24 protein-coding genes are annotated in these 21,999 nt (G+C 34.0%); 9 read left to right on the top strand and 15 right to left on the bottom strand.

The annotated features are described in order from the left end of the window. Positions 1 to 5: 5 nt before the first annotated feature. Entirely contained in the window at positions 6 to 716 is a 711-nt protein-coding gene (locus BT156_RS14395) for a hypothetical protein (protein ID WP_072411040.1), read from the bottom strand. Beyond that, the gene (locus BT156_RS14390; protein ID WP_072411164.1) at positions 713 to 1,036 is read right to left on the bottom strand and encodes a PadR family transcriptional regulator; all 324 of its coding nucleotides are present in this window, start codon (positions 1,034 to 1,036) and stop codon (positions 713 to 715) included. Before BT156_RS14390 ends, BT156_RS14395 begins: the two co-directional genes overlap by 4 nt. Positions 1,037 to 1,140: 104 nt before the next feature. Here BT156_RS14390 and BT156_RS14385 point away from each other — a divergent pair, with 104 nt between their 5' ends. Then, complete coding sequence (locus BT156_RS14385; RefSeq protein ID WP_072411039.1) at positions 1,141 to 1,659, top strand: 2'-5' RNA ligase family protein; 519 nt, start codon at positions 1,141 to 1,143, stop codon at positions 1,657 to 1,659. 61 nt (positions 1,660 to 1,720) lie between these two features. Here BT156_RS14385 and BT156_RS14380 read toward each other — a convergent pair whose 3' ends face one another. After that, positions 1,721 to 3,082 carry a M64 family metallopeptidase gene (locus BT156_RS14380; RefSeq protein ID WP_072411038.1) on the bottom strand — a complete coding sequence of 454 codons (1,362 nt, stop codon included), beginning with the start codon at positions 3,080 to 3,082 and terminating at the stop codon, positions 1,721 to 1,723. 2 nt (positions 3,083 to 3,084) lie between these two features. Beyond that, complete coding sequence (locus BT156_RS14375) at positions 3,085 to 3,516, bottom strand: hypothetical protein (RefSeq protein ID WP_139255485.1); 432 nt, start codon at positions 3,514 to 3,516, stop codon at positions 3,085 to 3,087. A 162-nt stretch (positions 3,517 to 3,678) separates the two neighbouring features. Between BT156_RS14375 and ruvC the strand changes: the two genes are divergently transcribed. Continuing rightward, the gene (gene ruvC / locus BT156_RS14370; RefSeq protein ID WP_072411035.1) at positions 3,679 to 4,233 is read left to right on the top strand and encodes a crossover junction endodeoxyribonuclease RuvC; all 555 of its coding nucleotides are present in this window, start codon (positions 3,679 to 3,681) and stop codon (positions 4,231 to 4,233) included. A 34-nt stretch (positions 4,234 to 4,267) separates the two neighbouring features. Here the strand turns inward: ruvC and BT156_RS14365 are convergent, their stop codons facing one another. The 3 genes from BT156_RS14365 to BT156_RS14355 form a co-directional block, all read right to left on the bottom strand. Then, positions 4,268 to 4,675: a hypothetical protein gene (locus BT156_RS14365; protein ID WP_072411033.1), complete on the bottom strand. Its 408-nt coding sequence runs from the start codon at positions 4,673 to 4,675 to the stop codon at positions 4,268 to 4,270. An 85-nt stretch (positions 4,676 to 4,760) separates the two neighbouring features. Further along, entirely contained in the window at positions 4,761 to 5,228 is a 468-nt protein-coding gene (locus tag BT156_RS14360; protein WP_072411032.1) for a DUF6705 family protein, read from the bottom strand. Positions 5,229 to 5,281: 53 nt separating this feature from the next. Beyond that, entirely contained in the window at positions 5,282 to 7,183 is a 1,902-nt protein-coding gene (locus tag BT156_RS14355) for a zinc-dependent metalloprotease (RefSeq protein ID WP_072411031.1), read from the bottom strand. Between the two features lie 227 nt (positions 7,184 to 7,410). Between BT156_RS14355 and BT156_RS14350 the strand changes: the two genes are divergently transcribed. From BT156_RS14350 to BT156_RS14340, 3 genes are all read left to right on the top strand, one after another. After that, on the top strand, positions 7,411 to 8,481 hold the full coding sequence (locus tag BT156_RS14350) for a DUF4407 domain-containing protein (RefSeq protein WP_072411030.1): 1,071 nt from the start codon (positions 7,411 to 7,413) through the stop codon (positions 8,479 to 8,481). 113 nt (positions 8,482 to 8,594) lie between these two features. Beyond that, a complete protein-coding gene (locus BT156_RS14345; RefSeq protein WP_072411029.1) occupies positions 8,595 to 9,188 on the top strand; it encodes a phage tail protein in 594 nt (197 codons plus the stop codon). A gap of 6 nt (positions 9,189 to 9,194) precedes the next feature. Then, positions 9,195 to 9,884, top strand: coding sequence for a T9SS type A sorting domain-containing protein (locus tag BT156_RS14340; RefSeq protein ID WP_072411028.1), 690 nt, complete (start codon positions 9,195 to 9,197; stop codon positions 9,882 to 9,884). 172 nt (positions 9,885 to 10,056) lie between these two features. Here the strand turns inward: BT156_RS14340 and BT156_RS14335 are convergent, their stop codons facing one another. After that, positions 10,057 to 11,925, bottom strand: a complete 1,869-nt coding sequence (locus BT156_RS14335; RefSeq protein ID WP_072411027.1) for a zinc-dependent metalloprotease — start codon at positions 11,923 to 11,925, stop codon at positions 10,057 to 10,059. 254 nt (positions 11,926 to 12,179) lie between these two features. Here BT156_RS14335 and BT156_RS14330 point away from each other — a divergent pair, with 254 nt between their 5' ends. Further along, positions 12,180 to 12,638: a redoxin domain-containing protein gene (locus tag BT156_RS14330; RefSeq protein ID WP_083582358.1), complete on the top strand. Its 459-nt coding sequence runs from the start codon at positions 12,180 to 12,182 to the stop codon at positions 12,636 to 12,638. Between the two features lie 9 nt (positions 12,639 to 12,647). Further along, entirely contained in the window at positions 12,648 to 13,166 is a 519-nt protein-coding gene (locus tag BT156_RS14325) for a DsbA family protein (RefSeq protein ID WP_072411026.1), read from the top strand. Positions 13,167 to 13,356: 190 nt separating this feature from the next. On the opposite strand, the gene guaB is transcribed toward BT156_RS14325, so the two are convergent. From guaB to BT156_RS14290, 7 genes are all read right to left on the bottom strand, one after another. Then, a complete protein-coding gene (guaB, locus tag BT156_RS14320) occupies positions 13,357 to 14,817 on the bottom strand; it encodes an IMP dehydrogenase (protein ID WP_072411025.1) in 1,461 nt (486 codons plus the stop codon). Between the two features lie 413 nt (positions 14,818 to 15,230). Beyond that, on the bottom strand, positions 15,231 to 15,734 hold the full coding sequence (locus BT156_RS14315; protein WP_072411024.1) for a DUF4252 domain-containing protein: 504 nt from the start codon (positions 15,732 to 15,734) through the stop codon (positions 15,231 to 15,233). A gap of 13 nt (positions 15,735 to 15,747) precedes the next feature. Next, positions 15,748 to 17,028 (bottom strand): DUF4252 domain-containing protein, encoded by a 1,281-nt coding sequence (locus BT156_RS14310; RefSeq protein WP_072411023.1) that lies wholly within the window; start codon positions 17,026 to 17,028, stop codon positions 15,748 to 15,750. Positions 17,029 to 17,095: 67 nt separating this feature from the next. Continuing rightward, the gene (locus tag BT156_RS14305; RefSeq protein ID WP_185116585.1) at positions 17,096 to 17,776 is read right to left on the bottom strand and encodes a hypothetical protein; all 681 of its coding nucleotides are present in this window, start codon (positions 17,774 to 17,776) and stop codon (positions 17,096 to 17,098) included. Continuing rightward, on the bottom strand, positions 17,751 to 18,260 hold the full coding sequence (locus tag BT156_RS14300) for an RNA polymerase sigma factor (RefSeq protein WP_072411021.1): 510 nt from the start codon (positions 18,258 to 18,260) through the stop codon (positions 17,751 to 17,753). The genes BT156_RS14305 and BT156_RS14300 overlap by 26 nt, the downstream gene beginning before the upstream one ends. A 99-nt stretch (positions 18,261 to 18,359) precedes the next feature. Further along, positions 18,360 to 19,520, bottom strand: a complete 1,161-nt coding sequence (locus BT156_RS14295; protein ID WP_072411019.1) for a GlmU family protein — start codon at positions 19,518 to 19,520, stop codon at positions 18,360 to 18,362. 270 nt (positions 19,521 to 19,790) lie between these two features. After that, entirely contained in the window at positions 19,791 to 20,042 is a 252-nt protein-coding gene (locus BT156_RS14290) for a type B 50S ribosomal protein L31 (RefSeq protein ID WP_054511422.1), read from the bottom strand. A gap of 183 nt (positions 20,043 to 20,225) precedes the next feature. On the opposite strand from BT156_RS14290, the gene BT156_RS14285 reads away from it, so the two are divergent. Next, complete coding sequence (locus BT156_RS14285) at positions 20,226 to 21,635, top strand: hypothetical protein (protein ID WP_072411017.1); 1,410 nt, start codon at positions 20,226 to 20,228, stop codon at positions 21,633 to 21,635. Continuing rightward, entirely contained in the window at positions 21,635 to 21,961 is a 327-nt protein-coding gene (locus BT156_RS14280) for a nucleotide pyrophosphohydrolase (protein WP_034678907.1), read from the top strand. The genes BT156_RS14285 and BT156_RS14280 overlap by 1 nt, the downstream gene beginning before the upstream one ends. The last annotated feature ends 38 nt before the right edge of the window (positions 21,962 to 21,999 follow it).

Below are 21,999 nucleotides of genomic sequence, written 5' to 3'. Positions count from 1 at the left end.
CGTGCTTAATTATAAATTTTACCTGCTTGTTTTAATCTTCTTATATTTTCTTTTAGAGATAAAATTGAAATCAATAAAAATGTAAGAAGAAAAATACTATTTAGCATACCAGCTGTAAAAATCTCTGTTGTAATACCTGTTTTCGAATTGAAATTAATGTAATCGTAAATTACTCCAAGTCCGTTTGTTGGTAAATCAATAAACTGATTAAGCGAGAAAGCAATAAAAAAAGCAAATATCGGATGGATATAATTATTAATTATAACACTTTTATTTTTTGCCTGTAATCTTTTTTGCTGAATATACATTTTCAATACCAAAAACGGAGAAAGAGCTAAGCTTAGAAGAAAAATAGAAAACACATTCAAGTAAATCCTTTTATCTAAAGAATAAGCCAATAAAATCTGTAAAACCGTAAAACCACAGACATATAATATTGATTTAAATATCAACTTTTTATTCTGTGCTTTATCGATTTCATAAGCAATTTTAGTAATTTTTTGTCTCGAGAATAAATTCTTCCTTACCAAAATTAAATCTTCCCCCCAATTGAGTTTTGTCTTATCAAAAGCTTCATTAAAGGAATGCTTTTTACTACATTGAAGTTCTAAAATCTGAGAAATCATATGATCTTTTATTTCTGCTAAAAGATTTCCTGAAATTTTCTTTTCTAATAAAAATTTTTCAATTTCTCTTTCCTGAAAGAAGGTTATCATATATTAAAAATTGTGTTTAGGTTACATAAATAATTTTTCATCTCGTTTTCCTGTACAGTCTGTTGCTTTTTACCTTTTTCGGTTAAAAGATAGTATTTACGGTCTCTGCCGTTAATCTTTTGAATTTCTGAAATAATCATTTCTTCACTTTCCAGCTTATGTAAGATAGGATAAAGGGCGCCTTCTGTCATTTCCAATTCACCTTTTGTCAGCTCTTTTGCGTACTGGGTAATTTGGTAGCCATACATCTTAACTTCTTTTGCAAGCAGTTTTAAAATGATATTCTGAAGAGTTCCTTTGTAAAGACTATTTTTTTTCAATGCTGCATTTTTTATACTTAGCAAACTTATGCATAATTTTCTTATGTATCAAAATTTATTTGAAAAGTTGAACTTAAAAATAATTTAAATCTTAATTTAGACTCATGAAAAAGCTCTATTTCATAGCCATTTATCCGCCTCAACAGATCATTGATGAGGTAAAAATATTTAAGCAGGATTTAGCATTACACTATAACAACTCAAAAGCATTAAAAAATGATGCTCATATTACTTTATTTCCTCCATTTTCCAGAGAAATAGAATTAGAAGAAGATATTCACATCGCTTTTCAAAAAATTGACACCAATATTTCACCATTTGAAATTACTTTAAATGGATTTGACGGTTTTCCAAATAAAAGCCCTGTCCTTTTTATAAAACCTGAAAGTAATGAGCATCTGATTGAACTTTACAACAGAGTGAAACAACATTTTAATTTTATCAGATATAATTTCAATCCTCATATGACTGTTGGTTACAGAGATTTAAGCTTCGAGAATTATCTTAAAGCATTAGAAGTTTACAAAAACAAAGAATATAAAACTAAATTTTTAGTTGATAAAATAATATTACTCCGCCATGACGGAAAGTGGATTCCTATAGCTGAGAAAAAACTAGGATAAATCAACTATAAAACAAAAAAAATCGGCCGTGTAGCCGATTCAGTTTATTATTTAATCAAAATTATTCCTTGATAATTTTTTGTGAGATGATTAGTTCTTTATCCTGAGTTACACTTAAGGTATAAGTTCCAATGATCAAGTTATTAACATCTACAAATATGGTAGAAGAATCCTTCATTTCATATTTCACAGGAATTAATTTACCCGAAGCATCATATAAAAAGACTTTTATATTCTTTGAAAAATCCTGTTTTCCTTTAATATAAAATTCACTGTTTGCAGGATTAGGATAAATACTGAATCTTCTTTCTGCAGTCTTTATTTCTGATGTTCCAAGAGTAGACTTATTCAGTGTCCAGCTTACATTGGTAAAGTGAACGGTGCTGTGACCGGTTACATTTACTAAAGTTGTATTATCCGTCACCGAAAAAAGCAGTGTATTATTTCCGTTATTCAACTGGCTCGGAGTTAGAGTTAAAGAATTACTTGTAGAAGCAAGAGTTGTTCCGTTCAATGTCCATGAATTGACCAATGTATTTGGAATCGGCAGAATTTCATTCACTGTAAATATTACATTTGTATTTGCACTTACAGAACTGCTGTTTACTGGAGTATAAGAATCAACCGGAGAAACCAGAGAATGGATTCTTTCAATAATCTGTTCTTTACAAACAGAACAAAATTGTCTGTCCAGATACCTCATCTCACAATTTTGATGCGGACGGAACCAAGACGGACTTTCTGTGTAAGGATAAACTCCAACACTATTTACACCTACCCAATTTTTCCATTTTATCGTTGCCGGATTTGAGTTTTGCGTTTTATTGGGAGACTCTCCAGTACCAGAAAACCAATATTCATCGGCAAGCTTTCCGAATGAATGTCCTAATTCATGAACAACAATTTCATTAGCAGAAGCATTTAACGAAGCAAAGGCATATGTTCCGCCACAGCCACCATATTCTGTAGAATTACCCAGAACGTAAGTGATATCATAATCCGGAAGATTGGCTGCCAAAACCTGCGCTACTTTATTGGTAGAATTACTGTAAATACATCGGTGAACACCAAAATCAAACGAAGAACCAAGATAATTATTCGGATTAGAAACAGGAATTACAGGCTCTGTAACATCTGTAGCAGTCCCGGGATGTTTTACTCCTGTTTCTGCAGAAATTACTTTTATACCGTAAGCATTAAAATAATTTTTATATTCTGAGTAAGGACTTTTCGTGAAAAGATAATTGATTGTAGATTGTGCCGAAGAAACAAAATTGGTCTGTTGGGCAGCCGTAAATCCGTCCCCTAAAACTGCAATATTGATTCTTTTATCATTTGATCCGCTCTGCAAAAGCGGAACTACATCGAAGACCTGAGAAAAGCAAAATGTGCTGACAAACAGGAAAAGTAAAGCTTTTTTCATGATTATAGTTTTTGGGTGAATAATAATTGACTTCCGTCGGTTGTTACTTTCTCAACTCTCACAACTTTTATTTCTTCGGAATGAGAATATCTTACGCTGAATTCTGCATTTTGAAGAGAAACTTTATTTCTGCTCATTCCTTCTTCATCAAATCTTTCTAATTCAGGATTTAAAGGATCTCCTACGATTTGTTTTACAATTTCTTTCCCGTTTGCATCATTTAACGAGATAATAAAATCTCCTGTTTTAGCAGAATTTCTATCAAAAGAAGGTTTTGACTTTAGTCTTCCTTCCATGATTTTTTTGTCTTCCAAAACTATCTTTTCGACTCCTGAATTATTTTTTTCAACTTTAAAAAACAGATAAACAATTTGGTCTTTTGCTTCCAGTAACTTATCATTTCTAACACGACTATTCCCCTGTAAGTCTTTCATCTGCAAAAAATTACAAAACAGAAAGACCGGGAACATAAAAAAGATCAATGAGTTTTTCATAGTTATTTTTTTGTTTAAGTTAAGAAGTTTTTGGTAAAATTTTAATATTTCAATTAAATTTTTTCATCGTTAAGAACTAATGAAAGTCATATCTTTGACGTGATGATTTCAGAAAAAATAATTTTAGGAATAGACCCAGGAACCGCTATTATGGGTTTCGGTATTATTTCCGTTAAGAAAGGTAATATGGAGATGGTTTCGATTCATGAATTGATATTAAAAAAATATCCGAACCACGAAACTAAGCTTAAATATATCTTTGATAAAACTTTAGCATTAATCGATGAATATCACCCTGATGAAGTGGCTCTTGAAGCTCCGTTCTTTGGAAAAAACGTTCAGAGTATGCTTAAATTAGGTCGTGCGCAAGGTGTAGCAATGGCGGCAAGCCTTTACAGAAATATTCCTATCACAGAATATTCACCAAAAAAGATAAAAATGGCCATCACAGGAAACGGAAATGCCAGCAAAGAACAAGTTGCAGGGATGCTTCAAAGTTTATTAAAACTAAAAGAATTTCCCACAAAATATCTGGATGCATCCGATGGACTGGCGGTTGCCGTCTGTCATCACTTTAATTCAGGAACCATAAGCAGTGACAAATCCTATACGGGTTGGGACAGCTTTTTAAAACAAAATCCGGATCGCCTGAAATAAGCATCCGGATTTTTTTAATTATTTATGGTTTAAATTATTTCTTTTTATATTCTTCAGAGGTAACAGAAAAATCGGCTGTTGGTTTTCCGTTTTTGTCATAGTAAACATATTTCAATGTAACGTCATTATCTCTAAATTCCTGCATATCAGCAGAAGTCTTGATCGCATTTACAGCGCCTTCTTTTGCTTCTTTTTTAAAAGTATTGATCTCTTCTTCCGTTACATTTTCTTTTACATCCTGTATCAATGTATAATTATATTTAAAAACTTTATTCGGTTCTGCGGAAACACTGTCAAGCCTTATTCCATCATTTAGAATTTGCGGAGTGAGTTTATTCATATTGACTGCAGCTTCTTTTAGTTCATCATCAATTGTTTTCTCTTTATTACACGAAATTAGTAATAGAAGTGAACTTAATGAAAGTACGATTAAATTTTTCATAATTAAAGATTTTGGTGATTTGATACTTAAAGATATGATTATTTAAATTAAACAACCAAGCACCTGTATATCATCAATTTAAAGATCACTTTTGCTTTTCATAAACATCTTCAATATCTCTTACTTTACCATCAAGAATATCACTATATACAATTGAAAATTTATCTTTAGACAGTATTTTATATTGATCGAGTTTCTTTAAATCTGCATCCCAATAAGAAAAAGAACTCTGATTTATCGTAACTGCAATTTTGCCTGAAGAACTTTTTATATTACAGTCTTTTCCTGTAGCATAATTTTTAGTTAAAAACATATTTCCATTTTCCTTTTCGAAAACGAGATTGTATTTTTTCATGCATTCATGAAGTGAATAGATCTTTTTTTCAGTTCCATCAAGATAATTTTTTTCTACAAATTTCCATGTTCCTAAAAAATATTCTGCGTCACTTTTTACGGATATTGTAGGCTTATTCTTGACTTCTTTTTTTTTCTGTTGGGACTGACAGTTAGTTATCAATAAGCACAGCAATAAAATACTTATAATTTTCTCCATGTCATATGATTATAAAAAAGAAGCCCTTTAATTAAAAAAGGCTTCTGGTAAATTTAGTTATTTAAGAATTTCTTAGATCCTTTTTTATCTTTATCTGAATAATTAATGATGTAAGCTCCTTTTACCAACTCTTGATTGATTTGAACTTCATTTGTTTTAGAATTTCCTTTTTGGATCAGTTTTCCACTAAGGTCATAGATCTGATAATCTCCAAATATGTTGTTTCTACTTCCTACCAATGTAAGTTTGTTTTCTCCTTTAGAATATACAATTTTAGCATCTGAATTGTCTTTAACCTCAGAAGTGCCTAATACGTCTAAAATTTTCACTGCATAATCTTCCATCTGGCCATATTGCAATTGCGAACAAGCCGTAAAATCAGGAAGGGCTGCTGAAGCAAATGTTGCAGCATCTACCGCAACTCTCATCCTTAAATATATATTTTTCACAGCAGAAGCAGGTGGAGTAATATTATTGGTAAGCGTTATTGAAGATCCTGATGCTAAATTTGTTGCCGAAGTATTATTCACAACCAATTCAGCATCTTCGAAAGTACCGTTGTTGTTATAATCGATCCAAACCTTTGTTCTGAATTTATCTGCCTGATTAAATCCGTTCAGATAAGTTACTTTCAGTGGAGTACTAGAATTTGAGTTGATATCTGTGTAATATGCCGGTCTTATACAAGTTGCCGTGGAATAATCAGCATAATAGATTGGTGCAACCTCATCAGAATCATATCCGTTTGTCGTACTACTAATTGATCCGAAATTAACTCTATAAGGCCCTATAGCAAAATTATTATTTGTTGGGTGAGCTGTTCCTGCCGGGTTACATTGTGCTGCCAAAACAGAAACTGTAGTAGGAATAACAATTGAAGGGTCTTTCCCTGCTGTAGAATTCAGTAAACTCTTTCTGTATTCCATCATTAACATTATCGCTCTGTCTCTTTGCCCGTCTGTGAATTTACGGTTAGAGTTCGTATAATTCATTACATTATACTGTGTCCCGTCATAATTTACACCTGTACAAGGGTCTGTTGCCGTATTATTAGGAACAGTTACCCCGTACATACTTCTTGATGGTGATGTATCACAAACTCTGTCTCCGTCTGTTGCACAGTTATTATTTACCGGGCAAGTAGTCTGGCTCGTATAATTAACTCCCTGAAAAGTATGATAAAGACCAAATGCATGCCCCAACTCGTGCGTAAGTGTTGTATCATTTGTATTTTTAATTGTAGCAACCTTCATAAAACTTTCATAGCTATAATCATAACTATCCGGGAACATGGCGTACCCCATTAATCCGTAAGATAATTGTTGCTGTCCGTCGAAACCGGTCACTACATAAATATTAAAATAAGATGTTTCTGGCCAATGTGGTGCCAATTGACTTTTAATATCATAATCAGCTACTCCGTTATTACTCTGCATTTTTACACCATAAGTATCGTAAGATGTAAGTGTACTGCCGTTATATCTTATAATCCCAGTTGTAGGAGTACAGCTTGGAGACCTTTTAGCCAATACAAGTTTAAAAGGTATTACTGAACCGCCTGTTGGACCAGTACCCTCAGCATAAAACCCATTTCCGAAAGTTGTAGCATACATCCTGTTTGCTCTGTCGATCCAATCTATGATTTCCTGGTCTGTTAAAGCTAAATTGGCGTTTGCACTAGCCTGAGATTCAATCACGTGTACCACTACAGGAATTTCATAGACCTGTCCAGTGTATAAACCATTCCAAGAAGTTGTTGCGCCATATTTATTTAAATAAGATCGCTTATCCAGACTACTTAATCTGGCTTCTGTTTCCTCTCTTTTTTTCTTTAAATCTGGATATTTGCTGTCCATTTTTCTCATTACTTCGTCAAAACCACAAAATTTATGTTGGTCTTGGGAAAATGCATTAAAAAAAATCATTAATGCACAAAAGATCGTAATTCTCTTCATTTATATACTTTTTATTATGTTATTCGCTACAAACTTATTATTTTTTTATCAAAATGCAAATTTTAAAATCATAAAAACTATATAAAATTCACACTACTTGGAATAAAAAAATATAAAAAATTGATTATCAATTAATTAAATTTCAAAAACGACTTACTTGGTAAAACATAATACTATCTTTAACATTGGTACGATTTTTAGTATTACTTTTGTATAAATTTTCAATAATGAAAAATAATCAACAAACTATAAATCAGGTGAATCATAAGATCAATTGGTTCCAGAAATTTCTGATGGTTTGCTCCGGAGGAAACATCCATATTCTAAGAAAAACACCGAGTGAATGGAACAAGTTTGCAGGCATCGGAGGTATCGTACTTTTCACTGCTGTTTTCGCTACACTTTCGGCGGGTTATGCAATGTTCACGGTATTTGATAATATTTGGGCATCCGTCGGTTTCGGAATTTTGTGGGGACTGATGATCTTCAATCTTGACCGTTACATTGTTTCATCAATCAAAAAAACAGGAACATGGTGGAATCAGATCTTAATGGCAATTCCACGTCTAATATTAGCAACTTTTCTGGGAATTATTATTTCTAAACCTTTAGAGCTTAAAATTTTCGAAAAAGAGGTTAATAAACAATTGAATACCATTATTCAGAGAAATAAAAAACAGCTTCAAGGCGAAATGAACGGAAGAATTCTTCAACAAAGCGACCCTTTCGAAACGGAAAAGAAACAAATCTCGGAAAAGGTTGTTCAATATCAAAAATCATATGATTCTGCTGCTGTAGAATTAGAAAAAGAGATTTTAGGAAAACAATCTGGCTTAACAAGCGGAAAAGAAGGTTTCGGACCGAATGCAAAACGAAAACAAGAGCTTAAAGAACAGCGCAGACAGGATTTGGAAAACTATCAAAAACAAATTGCTCCAAGACTCGATTATCTTGATAAAGAAATTTCAAAAGTTTATACCAATCTTGAAACTGAAAGAAAATCTACAGAAACTTTTGAAGATAAATTCAACGGATTTGCTGCAAGATTGCAGGCGTTGGATGAATTAGGGAAAAATTCCGCTATTATTGGATTGGCTGCTACTTTTATTATGGGACTTTTTATATGTCTTGAAATTTCGCCTGTATTAGTAAAGTTAATTTCAGCCGTTGGCCCTTACGATCATCTTCTGGAAAAAACTGAAAATGACTTCCGGTTGTATTCCAAAGAAAAAATCGAAAAAGGAAACGCACTCACCGATTTCAGGATAGAAGACTTTAAAGATAACTTGCATCAATAAATCAATTATCTTAACACAATATCACCTTTCAGTTAACCCTGAAAGGTTTTTTTATTTTAATAATCTAAATATGTAAAATATTATTTAACTTTACACTACTAAACTTGATTATCATGAAAAACTTTACATTAGCATGCGCTCTGCTTATCAGCTGGGCATTTACCCCTACCTTAAAAGCCCAAGCATCAGACCCTTTTCTTGGACAGATAGCTTTCGTACCATATAATTTTGTTCCTAAAAACTGGGCAGCTTGTAACGGACAATTATTGCCAATTTCACAAAACCAGGCACTTTTTGCTCTTTTAGGTACTCAATATGGAGGAAACGGAACGACCACTTTTGCATTACCTGATATGAGAGGAAGAATGCTTGTTCACGAAGGCCAAGCTCCGGGAGGACCCACAAATTACACAATGGGACAAACCGGCGGTACAGAATCTGTTACCTTATTAGTAACACAAATGCCTTCTCACTCACACACTGTGAACGCTGTAACGGCTGAAGGAAACCAAAATACTCCAACCAATACACTTCCTGCTGATACAAAATTATTAGATAAAGAATATTCTGATGCTACAGCCAATACAACCATGAAGTCTACTATGGTAAATCCGGCAGGGGGAAATCAAGCACACGAAAACAGGCCACCATTCCTGACTTTGAAATGTATTATTTCTCTGCAAGGAGTCTTCCCATCACAATTCTAATACATTATGAAAGCTTTATATTTATTATGTCTTGCACTCGGAAGCTCAGCTTTTGCGCAGACAATAACGTTTAAGGGCTGTCCTATTTTATTTGATGACTCGGTTTACACATTTACGAAAACAGGAGTGGATGCTTATAATAAAAATATTTATATAACAATTCCTGTTACTGGTGATCAAGATTGTGGAGGTCTAGGAACTTGCGAATTTAAAATTCAATGGAATAACACTTTAACAAGATGGGAGTTTTTAGCAGATACAGGAAATGGTACTTTCACAAACCCAAACCTTATTTATTATAACTCTACCGGAAACAGTGCTTTTGTAAATCCGCCAGCCAACACAATTGGTACATGGGTTGAAAATACAGCAATCACCACCGGGCAATGTGGAGGAAGCCTTACATCGGCAAACTCTACAATGACAGGAGATGTTCACACTTCTACATTAGGAATATCATCAGACGTTACAAAAACAAAAATCCAGATCTTCCCTAATCCGGTATCAGAAATCATCAGTATTTCAGGTATTGAAAAAGCGGAATCTGTTTATATCTACAACATGGCCGGGCAACTGGTAGTATCAGAAGCATTCAGCAAAAAAATAAATGTATCACAATTAACCTCGGGAGTTTATTTACTAAGGATAAATACTAGAGATTCTCAAATTCATGAATTTAAGTTCGTGAAGAAATAGAATATTAAATTTCTATTTAATTAAAGCTTTCGGAAATTCCGGAAGCTTTTTTTTAGTTTTAAAATATAGAATGCCTTAAACTACTTCAACAATAAATATTGAAACAAGATATTTAAGACAATAAAAAAGCCCCTATAAAATAGAGGCTTTGATATTTTTGATTTTAAAATACTTATTTAATAATCAATTTAGCAGTTTTGGTATCTTTTCCGTTAGAGATCTGAACCATATAAACTCCTTTTTCAAGGTTATGATTTACTCTGAAAGTTCCGTTACTTTCCTGTGTTAAAGATGGAGTTGCCACTAATCTTCCTGACATATCAGAAATTGTAACGTCAAGATTTTTAGCATTTTTAGCCTTAATAAACACTTTATCTCCAGCAACACTTGGGTTAGGATAAATTACGAAATCATTGTCACTTGCTTTTACATCAGCAGTACCTAAAGTCGTAACAAATTTTACAGTATAATCTTCTGCCTGTCCGTAAGCTAATTGTCCACATGCAGTCATGGTTGCAGGGTTATTAGGGGCATCAGCAATAACTCTCATTCTTAAAGGAGTATTTAATACTGTTGAAGCAGGAGCAGTGAATGTAGCACTCAATAATCCTTGCCCGTTAGCACCTATAGCCACATCATCTCCTGTAGCAACCAATTCTGATGCTTCAAATGTTCCGTTATTATTATAGTCGATCCAAGCTCTAACTGACTGGTCATTATTAACGAATCCAACCTGAATAGTCTGTGCCTGAGTAACTAATAATTCTGTATAACTGTTTGCTCTACATGCTTGTGTAGTATAATCAATATAATAAGAAGGCGCTCCAGCCCAATAGCCTGCTGAAGAATTATCAATCTGACCCAATTTAACAGACGTTGGCCCTACCAAATAACTTCCGGGAGTAGTAACACCCGGAGGCGTACAAGCCGCCGCAATTGGAGTCCCTGTAACAACCGGAGTTGCAGGCAAAGCCGTTGCTCCTTTAGAAGTTGTTAAGCTACTTCTGATCAACATGAATAAGGCATTAATTCTATCTCCCTGACCTGAAGTAAATTTCTGCGCAACAGAGTTAGAATAATTCATCATATTGTATTGTACACCTTGATAATTTACCCCTGTACAAGGGTTAAGTTGAGAATTCGTAGGTACCGGCCATAATGTATAACCGCTTCCTGCTCTTTCTGTATCACAAACACCATCATCATCACTTGCACAAACACCAGTAGTTGGCGGACAGAAATCAGTAGCACCAGGAACAGCATCGTAAGTTCCACCTTGGAAAGTATGATATAATCCCATCGCATGTCCGAATTCGTGAGCAAAAGTAGTGTCATGAGCATTTGTAACAACACCTGATTTCATGAACGATTCGTAGTTTGCATCAAGGTTGTTCGGGAATGCTGCGAATCCCATTAACCCTGCATTAGGCGTAGGATCAGCATCAAACATACTGATTACATAAATATTAAAATAAGATGCTTCCGGCCAGTGTGGAGCCAATCCTTTGATTGCCGCTCTACTTGCACCAGTAGCGGTTTGGTAAGCCATACCAGAGGCATTATATCCTGCCAATGTTCCTCCGTCATATCTCACGACACCTGTTGTAGCATTACAATTTGGATCTCTTTTTGCCAATACTAATTTAATCGGAAATACTTGAGCCTGTCCAAAATCAGCCGGTATACCAGCAGCCGGCCAAGCGTATGTTCCTGCATACATCTGATTTGCACGATCAAGCCATGCCTGAATTTGCGCATCAGTTTTATTATAAGTACTTCCAACTGCAGCACCAGACGGGTAAATCAAATGAACTACCACAGGTATTTCATAAACTCCATTTACCGTCTTCCCAAAGGCTGAAGAAGAGTTGTTCTTCTTTTCAGTGTGAATCTTTTGAATAATTTTATCAAAAGTCTGTCTTAATCCAGGATTAGCTTTATCCTGTTCTTGTATTGTTTGATCAAAACCACACCATCTCTGTTGTTGTGCAGTTAATGAAATGGATAATACAAGCGCCCCATAAAGGAAAATTCTCTTCATTGTTTTCTAATTTAAATGTATTCAAATTTAATATTATTTGCATAATGTTGTCACAACCCATTAAAAAATCATTTAATTGATTAAAACAACCTAAACATTTACAATATGTCCCCATAATTTTCAGTTTGTTACATCAATATTACATTTATATTAAAATTAATTTAAGTAGACATTAGTAAGTATTTGGATACTAATGACTAATTTTAACTAAAATTCAATCAATTTTACTACTTATACCATTAAAAATTTTAAATATGATATTAGAAAAAGGAATCTCAGCACCAGATTTTGAACTTCACGCAACGCCCGATCAAAAATTAAAGCGATCTGACTTTTTAGGTAAAAATTTGATTTTAGTATTTTATCCTGCAGACTGGAGCCCGGTTTGCGGAGATCAGGTGGCTTTATATAACGAAATGCTCAGTATTTTTCATAAATATAATGCAGATATTTTAGGGATTTCTGTAGATAGCTCTTGGTGCCACGATGCTTTTATGGCGGATAGAAAATTACATTATCCACTATTGGCAGATTTTAATCCTAAAGGTGAAGTTTCTAAAGCTTACGGAGTTTATAATGAAGAAAACGGAACTTCAAAAAGAGCCTTATTCGTAATTGATAAAGATGGAATTATCCAATGGAGCTATTTGTCACCGGACGGGATTAATCCTGGCGCTGACGGAATCATCGATGCATTAGAAAATTTAAAATAAAAAATAATTATGTCTACTTTAAGAATTCCGATTGGTTCGAATGATCATGTTCAGGGAAATCCGGAAACCGCAAAAATTGTGTTGGTTGAATATGGAGATTATCAATGTCCATATTGCGGTCATGCTTTTCCTTTGGTGAAAAAATTTGTGGAAGAATATCCGGATAATGTTGCTTTTGTTTTCAGAAACTTTCCTTTAACGGATTCTCATGAATATGCAATGTCGGCTGCCACGATTGCAGAAGCCGCAGGAAATCAGGGGAAATTCTGGGAAATGCATGATCTCATTTATGATAATCAAAATTTACTGAATGAAGGTTTATTGAAAGAATGTGTAAAAGTCTTACAATTAGATGTCAATAAAATTGAGAATGATATTAATACATCCGAAATTCAGGATAAAATTGAAACAGATTTTGAAGGCGGAGTAAGAAGTGGCGTTAACGGAACTCCATCATTTTTTGTAAATGGTCAAAAATGGGAAGATTATGACGGAACATATGATTGTTTTGCTGACCTGCTTTCTTAGTTGAAGATTAATAAATTGATGGCTGACGTTCTCGAAGCCACCAATTCATTTAAATATAAGTTTTGGCTAAAGCCAGTTTAGCAGTCTTACAGTGAAAGCGGACTAAAGTCAGCTCCTATTGATAACTAAAGCAATTATTCAAAATACAAAAGCCACACAAATTGTGTGGCTTTTAATTTATCTCTTTTTCTTATAAAGAATAATTCGGAGCTTCCTGAGTGATGATAACATCGTGAGGGTGAGATTCTTTTAATCCGCTTCCTGTAATCATTACCATTTTGGTTTCTGTTTGTAAAGCTTCAATATCTTTAGCTCCACAATATCCCATTCCGGCTCTAAGACCTCCTGTTAATTGGAAAATTACATCTTCCAATTTCCCTTTGTGAGGAACTCTACCTTCAATTCCTTCCGGAACGAATTTCTTAGCTTCACTTTGGAAGTATCTTTCTTTTCCTCCTCTCTTCATTGCAGAAAGACTTCCCATACCTTGGTAAGACTTAAATTTTCTACCCTGAAAAATAATTTCTTCTCCAGGAGCTTCATCAGTTCCGGCTAAAAGAGAACCTAGCATTACTGCTCCTGCTCCACTTGCGATAGCTTTAACGATATCTCCTGAAAGTTTAATACCCCCGTCAGCGATTACTGCTACATTTTTAGATTTAGCATATTCGTAAACGTTATAAATAGCAGATAATTGAGGAACTCCAACTCCCGCAACAACTCTCGTTGTACAGATAGACCCCGGACCAACACCTACTTTAAGAACATTTGCACCAGCTTTAATTAAATCTTCTGCAGCTTCAGCAGTTACGATATTTCCACCAACGATATCTAAATCAGGATAAGTTTCTCTGATTTGAGAAATTTTATCCAAAACACCTTTAGAATGACCGTGAGCAGAATCAATACCGATAATATCAACACCGGCTTTTACCAATGCTGCAATTCTATCCATTGTATCTTCTCCAACACCAACTCCGGCACCTACGATAAGACGCCCTTTTTGGTCTTTATTGGAGTTTGGATATTCTAACTGATTGTCGATATCTTTAATAGTAATCAAACCAACCAATTTATTTTCAGAATCTACGATCGGAAGTTTTTCAACACGGCTTTTAAGAAGAATTTCTTTTGCCTGCTCAAGGTTGGTATTTTTATCAGAAGTGATCAGATTTTCTTTCGTCATGATCTCTTCAACTTTCATATCAAGATTCTCCTGATATTTTACATCTCTGTTGGTGATGATTCCGATCAATACATTATCAGCATCTACAACCGGTAGACCTGAGATTTTATATCTGCTCATCGTCTCTTTAGCTTCAGCCAAAGTGTGATCTTTTGAAAGAGTAACAGGATCTGAGATCATTCCGTTTTCAGAACGCTTTACACGGTTAACCTGTGCAGCCTGTTCTTCGATCGTCATGTTTTTGTGGATGAAACCTAAACCTCCGACTCTTGCCAAAGCAATAGCGAGGTCACCTTCAGTAACTGTGTCCATTGCAGCAGATACTATCGGAACATTCAGCGTGATTTTGTCGGTAAGTCTTGATTTTAATGAAACCTGGTTAGGTAAAACTTCTGAATAAGAAGGGACTAGAAGAACGTCATCGAAAGTGATGGCTGTCTCTACAATTTTGTTATGAATAGACATCTTTACTTTCTTTGCAAAATTAGGCTATTTCAACGAGATATGAAAATCCTTTTCAATAGTTTAAATAAAAATTAATAATCAATAACTTAAATCAAAAAACCGAACTTATTAGGAACGGTCTTTCTTGTACAAAATAACTTGAATATATAAGGGTTAACTTATTCTGAATATGATGAAAACTTCATTTGCTATATCGAAAAAACTATAGCTATTTATTTTTCTGCAAAAATACATTAGAAATATATAAAAACCCGTTTTTAATTATTATTTTAATATTAATTTAACTTAATGCTAAAAATATAAATTAATTTTAATAAATAAATTAAAATACTTAATATCCTAAACATAAAAACCGTCCTAATAAGAACGGCTTTCCTGTACAAAATAATTGAGTATATGAAGGTTTTAAAAAATTACTTATCTGTTGCGGAATTGATCATTTTTGAAATATCATCTGCCGTAAAACTGCCTTTTACATCTACAAAAACCAATTCTTTACTAGAATTTACTGTAATCAGCATATTTTTTATGGTTTCTCCTGTCTGTTTTACTCTGATATTCACGTTATCACCATCATGTTTTATAGTTGTCCAATCTTCGTAATTGTTGTTATTTAAATATTTAGCATAATCTTTCAACATTGCCTGCTCGCCATTTTCTACGGTCAACACTTTGATTTTAGAAACTTTTTTTACAAGTTTGATTAATTCTTCATCTCCGCCGTCTTCCCTTAAAGCTTTTTTAATAAAAGGTTTCGCCAAAAACATCGGTACGTTGAAGCTTTCAAACTTCGCTCCTTTAAAATCATAATCAGTGTTGCTGAAAAAATCCATATCAGGTTTGCGGGAACCTCCTATGCATGATTGTAATACAAACATTGTACAGGCGATAAAAAAAATGTTCTTTAAAGTTTTCATGGCAATTAGATTTTTAGTTAATCGGTTTCAAGCTTCCGCCAGACATTTTACTGATATTTGAGTCAATCTCAGGATTTCCTTTATATTTTACAAGACCTCCGGAAGATGCTTTTACTTTCAATTTGGTGGTAACATTTACAGAAAGACTTCCGCCAGATGTAGATTCTGCCTCAACACTGTCTGATCTTAAGTTCTCTGCCTTACAAAGTGCTCCACTGCTGATATCAAATACTGCAGCCGTAACCTCTCCTTCAAAACTTGTGTCGGAACCGCTTGAAGCTTTCAATTCAAAATTTTTCGAATTAACATCAGCTTTAATATTTGATCCTGAAGTTGCTTCAACATTTGTTGTATTGGACACATTGAATTTTCCTTTAATGGTAGATCCTGAAGAAGCATCGATCGTAAGATTATTTTCATTAACAGAATTCACTGTTGAGAAATTGGCGCCTGAAGAAGTTTTGATCTCGCTCATTCTCGGAGAGGAAACATTGACACTTAAATTTTTAAACTTTAAGTTTTTCACGCCTTTATTATCAATATAAACTTTCAGAATTCCGTTTTCAACTTTAGTGATTACATATTGAAGTTTATCGGCATCCGCAATGACTTTGATGTTGGTAGGACTTTCCTGCTTGTAAACCACATTTACACCTGTGCTTACATTAATTCCTGAAAATTCACCTACATTTCTGGCTTCACCATTTAAATAAGATGGATTATTATCCGAAGTCTGCGTATTTCTTGTATGACTTATCGTATTTGATTTTGTCTCGCTCGAATTAATGATCTTGTTAACATCATCCATCGAAAGTTTCCCGTCCAGCATGACAAGAATATTTTCTCCACTGTCGCTGTTGATGCTTAATAAAAGATCATCCAAAATTCCGTCTTTGGCCTCCGAAGAGAGGAACTTTATTTTCGCTCCGGAATTATTTACAGACATTATTTCGCTGTAATTCAAACTTTTAAGATAAGAAGAAACGTCTTTCTTTAATTCTGTAAGGTTGTTCTGAATTTTTCTGCCTTCCGGGCTGTTGGCTTTCTCCGGATTTTCTGTGATCAGGACTTTTAATCCGTTGATCTTTGCCAATAACGGCTTGATCTGATCCAGCTGAGCGTCGTCAATATTAAGACTGCTAAGCATTCCAAACATCGGTTTTGCTATCTTGATAGAAGTTACACCTTCTACCTCCTGATATTTTTCAAAAAGTTTATCAAATTTGTCTCCTTGCCCATAAACATTATAGAAATGAGAAAAAGCAAATGCGAATATTATCAATATTTTTTTCATGAGTCAATTTTTATTTTTAATGAGATGATTAATGCCTGATCAGGTTCATAAATCTTTTTTTGTTAGGTTAATAATCGTCGTCCATCACTTTGGGCTGTGCTAATTTTTCACTAACGTTATTTGCAAATATTTGAAATGAATACTTAGTCACATTAATAGCTTCTTCTACATTTTCGATCTTTTTTCCGTTCACAATGACATACGAGTCTTTGTAACCTGAAGAATCTTTTTTAGAAGAAGAATATTTTTCAGAAGAAGAATTGTCTACAAACTGAGGTCTTCTTTCTTTTTTCAATCTTCCTCTTTTTGGGAGAATTTGATCTAAAACATCTTTCTCAGCAACCGAATTTTCCTGAAAGATCGAATCTTTTTTCGCTGCAGGAATCGTATCGTTCACATGATTCACTGCAACCTGCGATTGATGATCACTATTTTCTTCGATGAAATCTTTTTTCTGTTGTTTGATCTGATTTTCAACAAGTTTCGCTTTGTCTTCTACATCGGATTTTTGATTATAATTAAAAATCAATCCAATTCCGAAAAGCAAAACCACACTCGCCGCCATCCAAAACCATTTCGGGAAAGATGGCTTCGCTTTCGTTTGAAGCGGAATAATTGGAGTTTCTTTATTTTCAGATTCTCCGCCTTTTGCTTTTTGAAGAAAATCTTCAAAATCCCAGTCCATTTTTTCTTCCTTTATATTTTGGAAGACTTCGTTGTATTTATCTTGAAACTTGTCGTTGTTCATAATTCATCAGTTGTGAGATTTGTTCTTTTACTTTTTGTCTTGCTCTCATAAGATTTACTCTTACCGCGTTTTCTTCCATTTCCAGCATTTCAGAAATTTCAGAAACTTCATACTCTTCTACATCTTTCAAATGGATCACCATTTTTTGTTTCTCCGGAAGCTGATTTATAAAACCTATAATGTGTTCTTTTAAATTATTGACTTCCATACTGTAAAGCTCTGACCGATGTAGTTGCAAATCTGCAAAGCCCTGCCTTACATCGTGGTGCTTGAGCCTGTTCAAACACTCGTTCCGGACGGCCTTCAAGGCATAGGATTTTAAATTTCCAAATTGCGCCAGCTCCTCTTTCTTCTGCCAAAACTTAATCATCAGATCCTGAACCACATCTTCCGCCTCATCATTGCTCATAACGAATCTTTTCGCAAAGCGATACATCTCATTTTTGAGAATGAATACCGTATCCTTAAAAGTTTCTTGGGTCATGAGTTTTGTTTCTATTAGTAAGACAATTAAAAATTGTATTCTATTACATCATAAATAAAAAAAACTTCAAAAATGTTGAAGTTTTAGTTTATAATCGTTTTAATACATTTCAAAAACATATTTCAAAATAGCCTTATCATCGTCTGTTAAAGGCACCTTTCTTCTTGCCATTGCTTTTTCTGCAACTTCGTAAGCTTTGTCTAATTTAAATTTTTCATCGCCTTTAAATCCGCCCCATGAAAAATTTTCTATGAGATTGGGAGGAAAGCCTTCTTTAAAAATATTAGAAGCAACACCTACAACCGTTCCTGTATTTAACTGAGTATTGATCGCGGTTTTAGAATGGTCACCCATAATTAAACCTGCAAACTGTAACCCTGTATCTTCAAAAACTTTGGTTCTGTAATTCCAAAGTCTTACGTGTCCGTAATTATTTTTAAGGTTAGAAGAATTGGTATCTGCACCGAAATTACACCACTCCCCTATCACCGAATTTCCAATGAAACCGTCATGACCTTTACTTGAATATCCGAAAATGATAATATTATTAACCTCTCCCCCAACTTTACAGTGGGGACCGATCGTTGTAGCTCCGTAAATTTTAGAACCTAAATTAAATTTAGAATTTTCTCCAAGCGTGACAGGCCCGCGAAGATTACAGCCTTCCATTACTTCAGCATTTTTACCGATGTAGATTTTCCCGGTTTTTGTATTAATTGTTGAAAACTCAACTTCTGCTCCTTCTTCTATGAAGAGATCTTTTTTATCACCCAAAAATCCGTTGGTTGAAGAAAGTTCCTGAGAAGTTCTATCTTTTGTAAGCAATTCAAAATCGAAATCGATTGCCTGGTGATTATAAGTAAACAGGTCTGTAGGTTTTTTAAAGAAAATCAATTCTTCTTTAATATCCGTCATTTTTTCAATCTGATGAAGCGAAAAATCTTTCATATTAATCTTTGCTGCGACCAATTCGTCCTCATAAACCAAAGCTTCACCTTGTTTCAGTTCTTTAATCTGTTGAATTACATTTTCAGTTGGCAAAAAATTAGTGACTAAAAAAAGGCTTTCCCTTTCTTCCGGATTTTTAAATTTCTGCTGCAAATAATTTTCCGAGAAATAAGAGATTTCCGTGTTATCTAAAATTCTCTGCCATCTTTCTGAGAAAGTAAGAATTCCGCATCGCATTTCGGCAACGGGACGGGTAAAAGTAAGCGGAAGAAAATCTTCCCAATATTGTGCATCTGAAAATACTAATTGCATTTTTATATAAGATGTTAGTAGTTAGTAGTTAGAAATTAGTAGACGAAGTAAAATCTATTATCTCATTTTTTTAGCCAAATTCTAATTTCTATTTAATACAAAAATACAAATAAAAAATTCCTGAATTATTTTAAATAGAAAACAAAATCTAAACTTAAATCAAACTTAACTTAAAAACTAGATTATAATTTCCAGATTTCAGCTTCTCTTTATAAACAAAAAAGCCTTTCAAAACATTGGAAGGCTTTAATATTTTTTAGTAGCAAAAAATTACTTAGAGAATTTTTTGTACTTATTCATGAACTTGTCTACTCTACCTGCAGTATCAACCAACTTCACTTTTCCTGTGTAGAAAGGGTGAGAAGTAGAAGAGATTTCCATTTTAAGTAAAGGATACTCTTGTCCTTCATACTCGATAGTATCTTTAGTCTCTGCAGTAGATTTGCAAAGAAACACCTCGTCGTTACTCATATCTTTGAAAACAACAAGTCTATAATTTTCTGGGTGAATTCCGTTTTTCATAATACAATTTTTTAAAAAATTAAAGTTTTGCTTTCGAAATAGTAATGGTATTTCTCTGCTAATTTTAGGGTGCAAAAATACAATATTTTTTCTAATTTCCAAATACTCGTGCAATATTTTTTTCAGGATAAGAAAATTAAAGTATTTTCGTTAAATTTGAAATCTATTTAAACTTTAATTTCGATGAAATTCAAATTATTACTGGCTTTTTCTTTTTGGATGCTTCTCATTGCGGTGTCTTGTAACAAGGATGACATCAATTTTGATGCCCCGTCACAGCAACTTAGCTTTTCAAAAGATACTGTATTCTGTGATACGGTTTATCATCAGGTTCGTTCTGAAACCTATGCAGTAAAAGTATATAATAATGAAGACAAGGATATTCTTATCCCGAGAATCAACCTTGAAAAAGGAGCAACCTCTTTATATAAAATAAACGTAGACGGAAAATCCGGATATGATTTTAAAGATGTTCCGCTAAGAAAAAATGACAGTTTATATATTTTCGTTGAAATTGCCCCTGAGGCAACAGGTCCCGAAGCAATTGCTGAAGATAAAGTAATTTTCACCAGTCCGGCAGGTCAGCAACATGTTACTTTGTTCTCTGTGGTTCAGGATGCTGAGTTTTTCATTCAGACTCCTTCCAACCCAAATATTATCAGTAGCAATACAACGTGGAATAATGATAAAGCTAAAATTATTTACGGAGACCTTACTGTTAATCCTAATGTAGTATTGAATATTCAGGCCGGAACGAAAGTTTATTTCCACAAAAACAGCGGAATGAAAGTTTCTACAGGATCTACTTTAAATATTAATGGAACATTAGACAAAGAAGTTATTCTTCGAGGAGACAGAAATGATCCTTATTATGACACGATTCCTAAAAACTGGAACTCTATCAGAATGGCTGCCAATTCTACCCTGAATATGAACCACGCAAGACTTTTCGGAGGAAACAGAGGATTAGATATGAGACAGACTAATGCAACGATAAGCAATTCTTTCATTCATACTTTTCAGGAATATGGAATATACGCTGTTGCTTCTACAGTAAATGCTAAAAACCTGGTCATGAACAACTGTGGAGAATCTTGTATCGGAATCTTCAAAGGAGGAAATCATACTTACACTCATGCTACAATTGCCAATTATTCTAAAGTTCTTTCTTCCATGAACAGAAACGGAATTTTCGCAACCAATGAGTGGAAAAACGATGCGGGACAAACCGAGCAAGGCGCATTACAGCAACTTAATATAAGAAACAGTATTGTGTACTCGGACAGAGATAATTCTGTGAGTTTTGAGCAGACACCGGGACAACAGTTTAATTTTATCATTCAAAGCAGTTTGCTAAAATATTCAGGAACAACAGAAGCAGGCTTCCCTTTTGACAGTAATCCAAATGTCATCCAGAGTTATAAAAATGAAGATCCTCAGTTTGTAAATTATTTCACGGCTCATCTTAATTTGAGAGTAAAACCGGCTTCTTTCGCGAGAGGAAAAGGAAATACAACAATTGCAGGAACCGTTCCTACAGATGTTGTTAACGTATCAAGAACGACTAGCCCAACGCTTGGAGCTTATCAATAATGGAAATTACAAATCTACAGCAGCAAGTTGACGAATGGATAAAGACAATCGGCGTCCGCTATTTCAACGAATTGACCAATATGGCAATGCTGACCGAAGAAGTAGGCGAAGTTGCCAGAATTATCGCCAGAAGATATGGCGAGCAAAGTGAAAAAGAAAGCGACAAAAGCAAAGATTTAGGTGAAGAATTAGCAGACGTACTGTTTGTAACTTTATGTCTTGCCAACCAAACCGGAGTTAATCTGCAGGAAGCTTTCGATAAAAAAATGAAGATAAAAACTGATCGCGATAAAGACCGTCATCAGAATAATGAAAAATTAAAATAGCTGGATGTTGGAAGCAGGAAGCAGGAAGTTTTTAAATG

Origin of the sequence: Chryseobacterium limigenitum (assembly GCF_900114875.1) — a bacterium.
In the GTDB taxonomy this organism is placed as follows: domain Bacteria; phylum Bacteroidota; class Bacteroidia; order Flavobacteriales; family Weeksellaceae; genus Chryseobacterium; species Chryseobacterium limigenitum.
The sequence above is the reverse complement of the archived record's forward strand: the minus strand, read 5'-3'. Positions and strand labels throughout refer to the sequence as shown.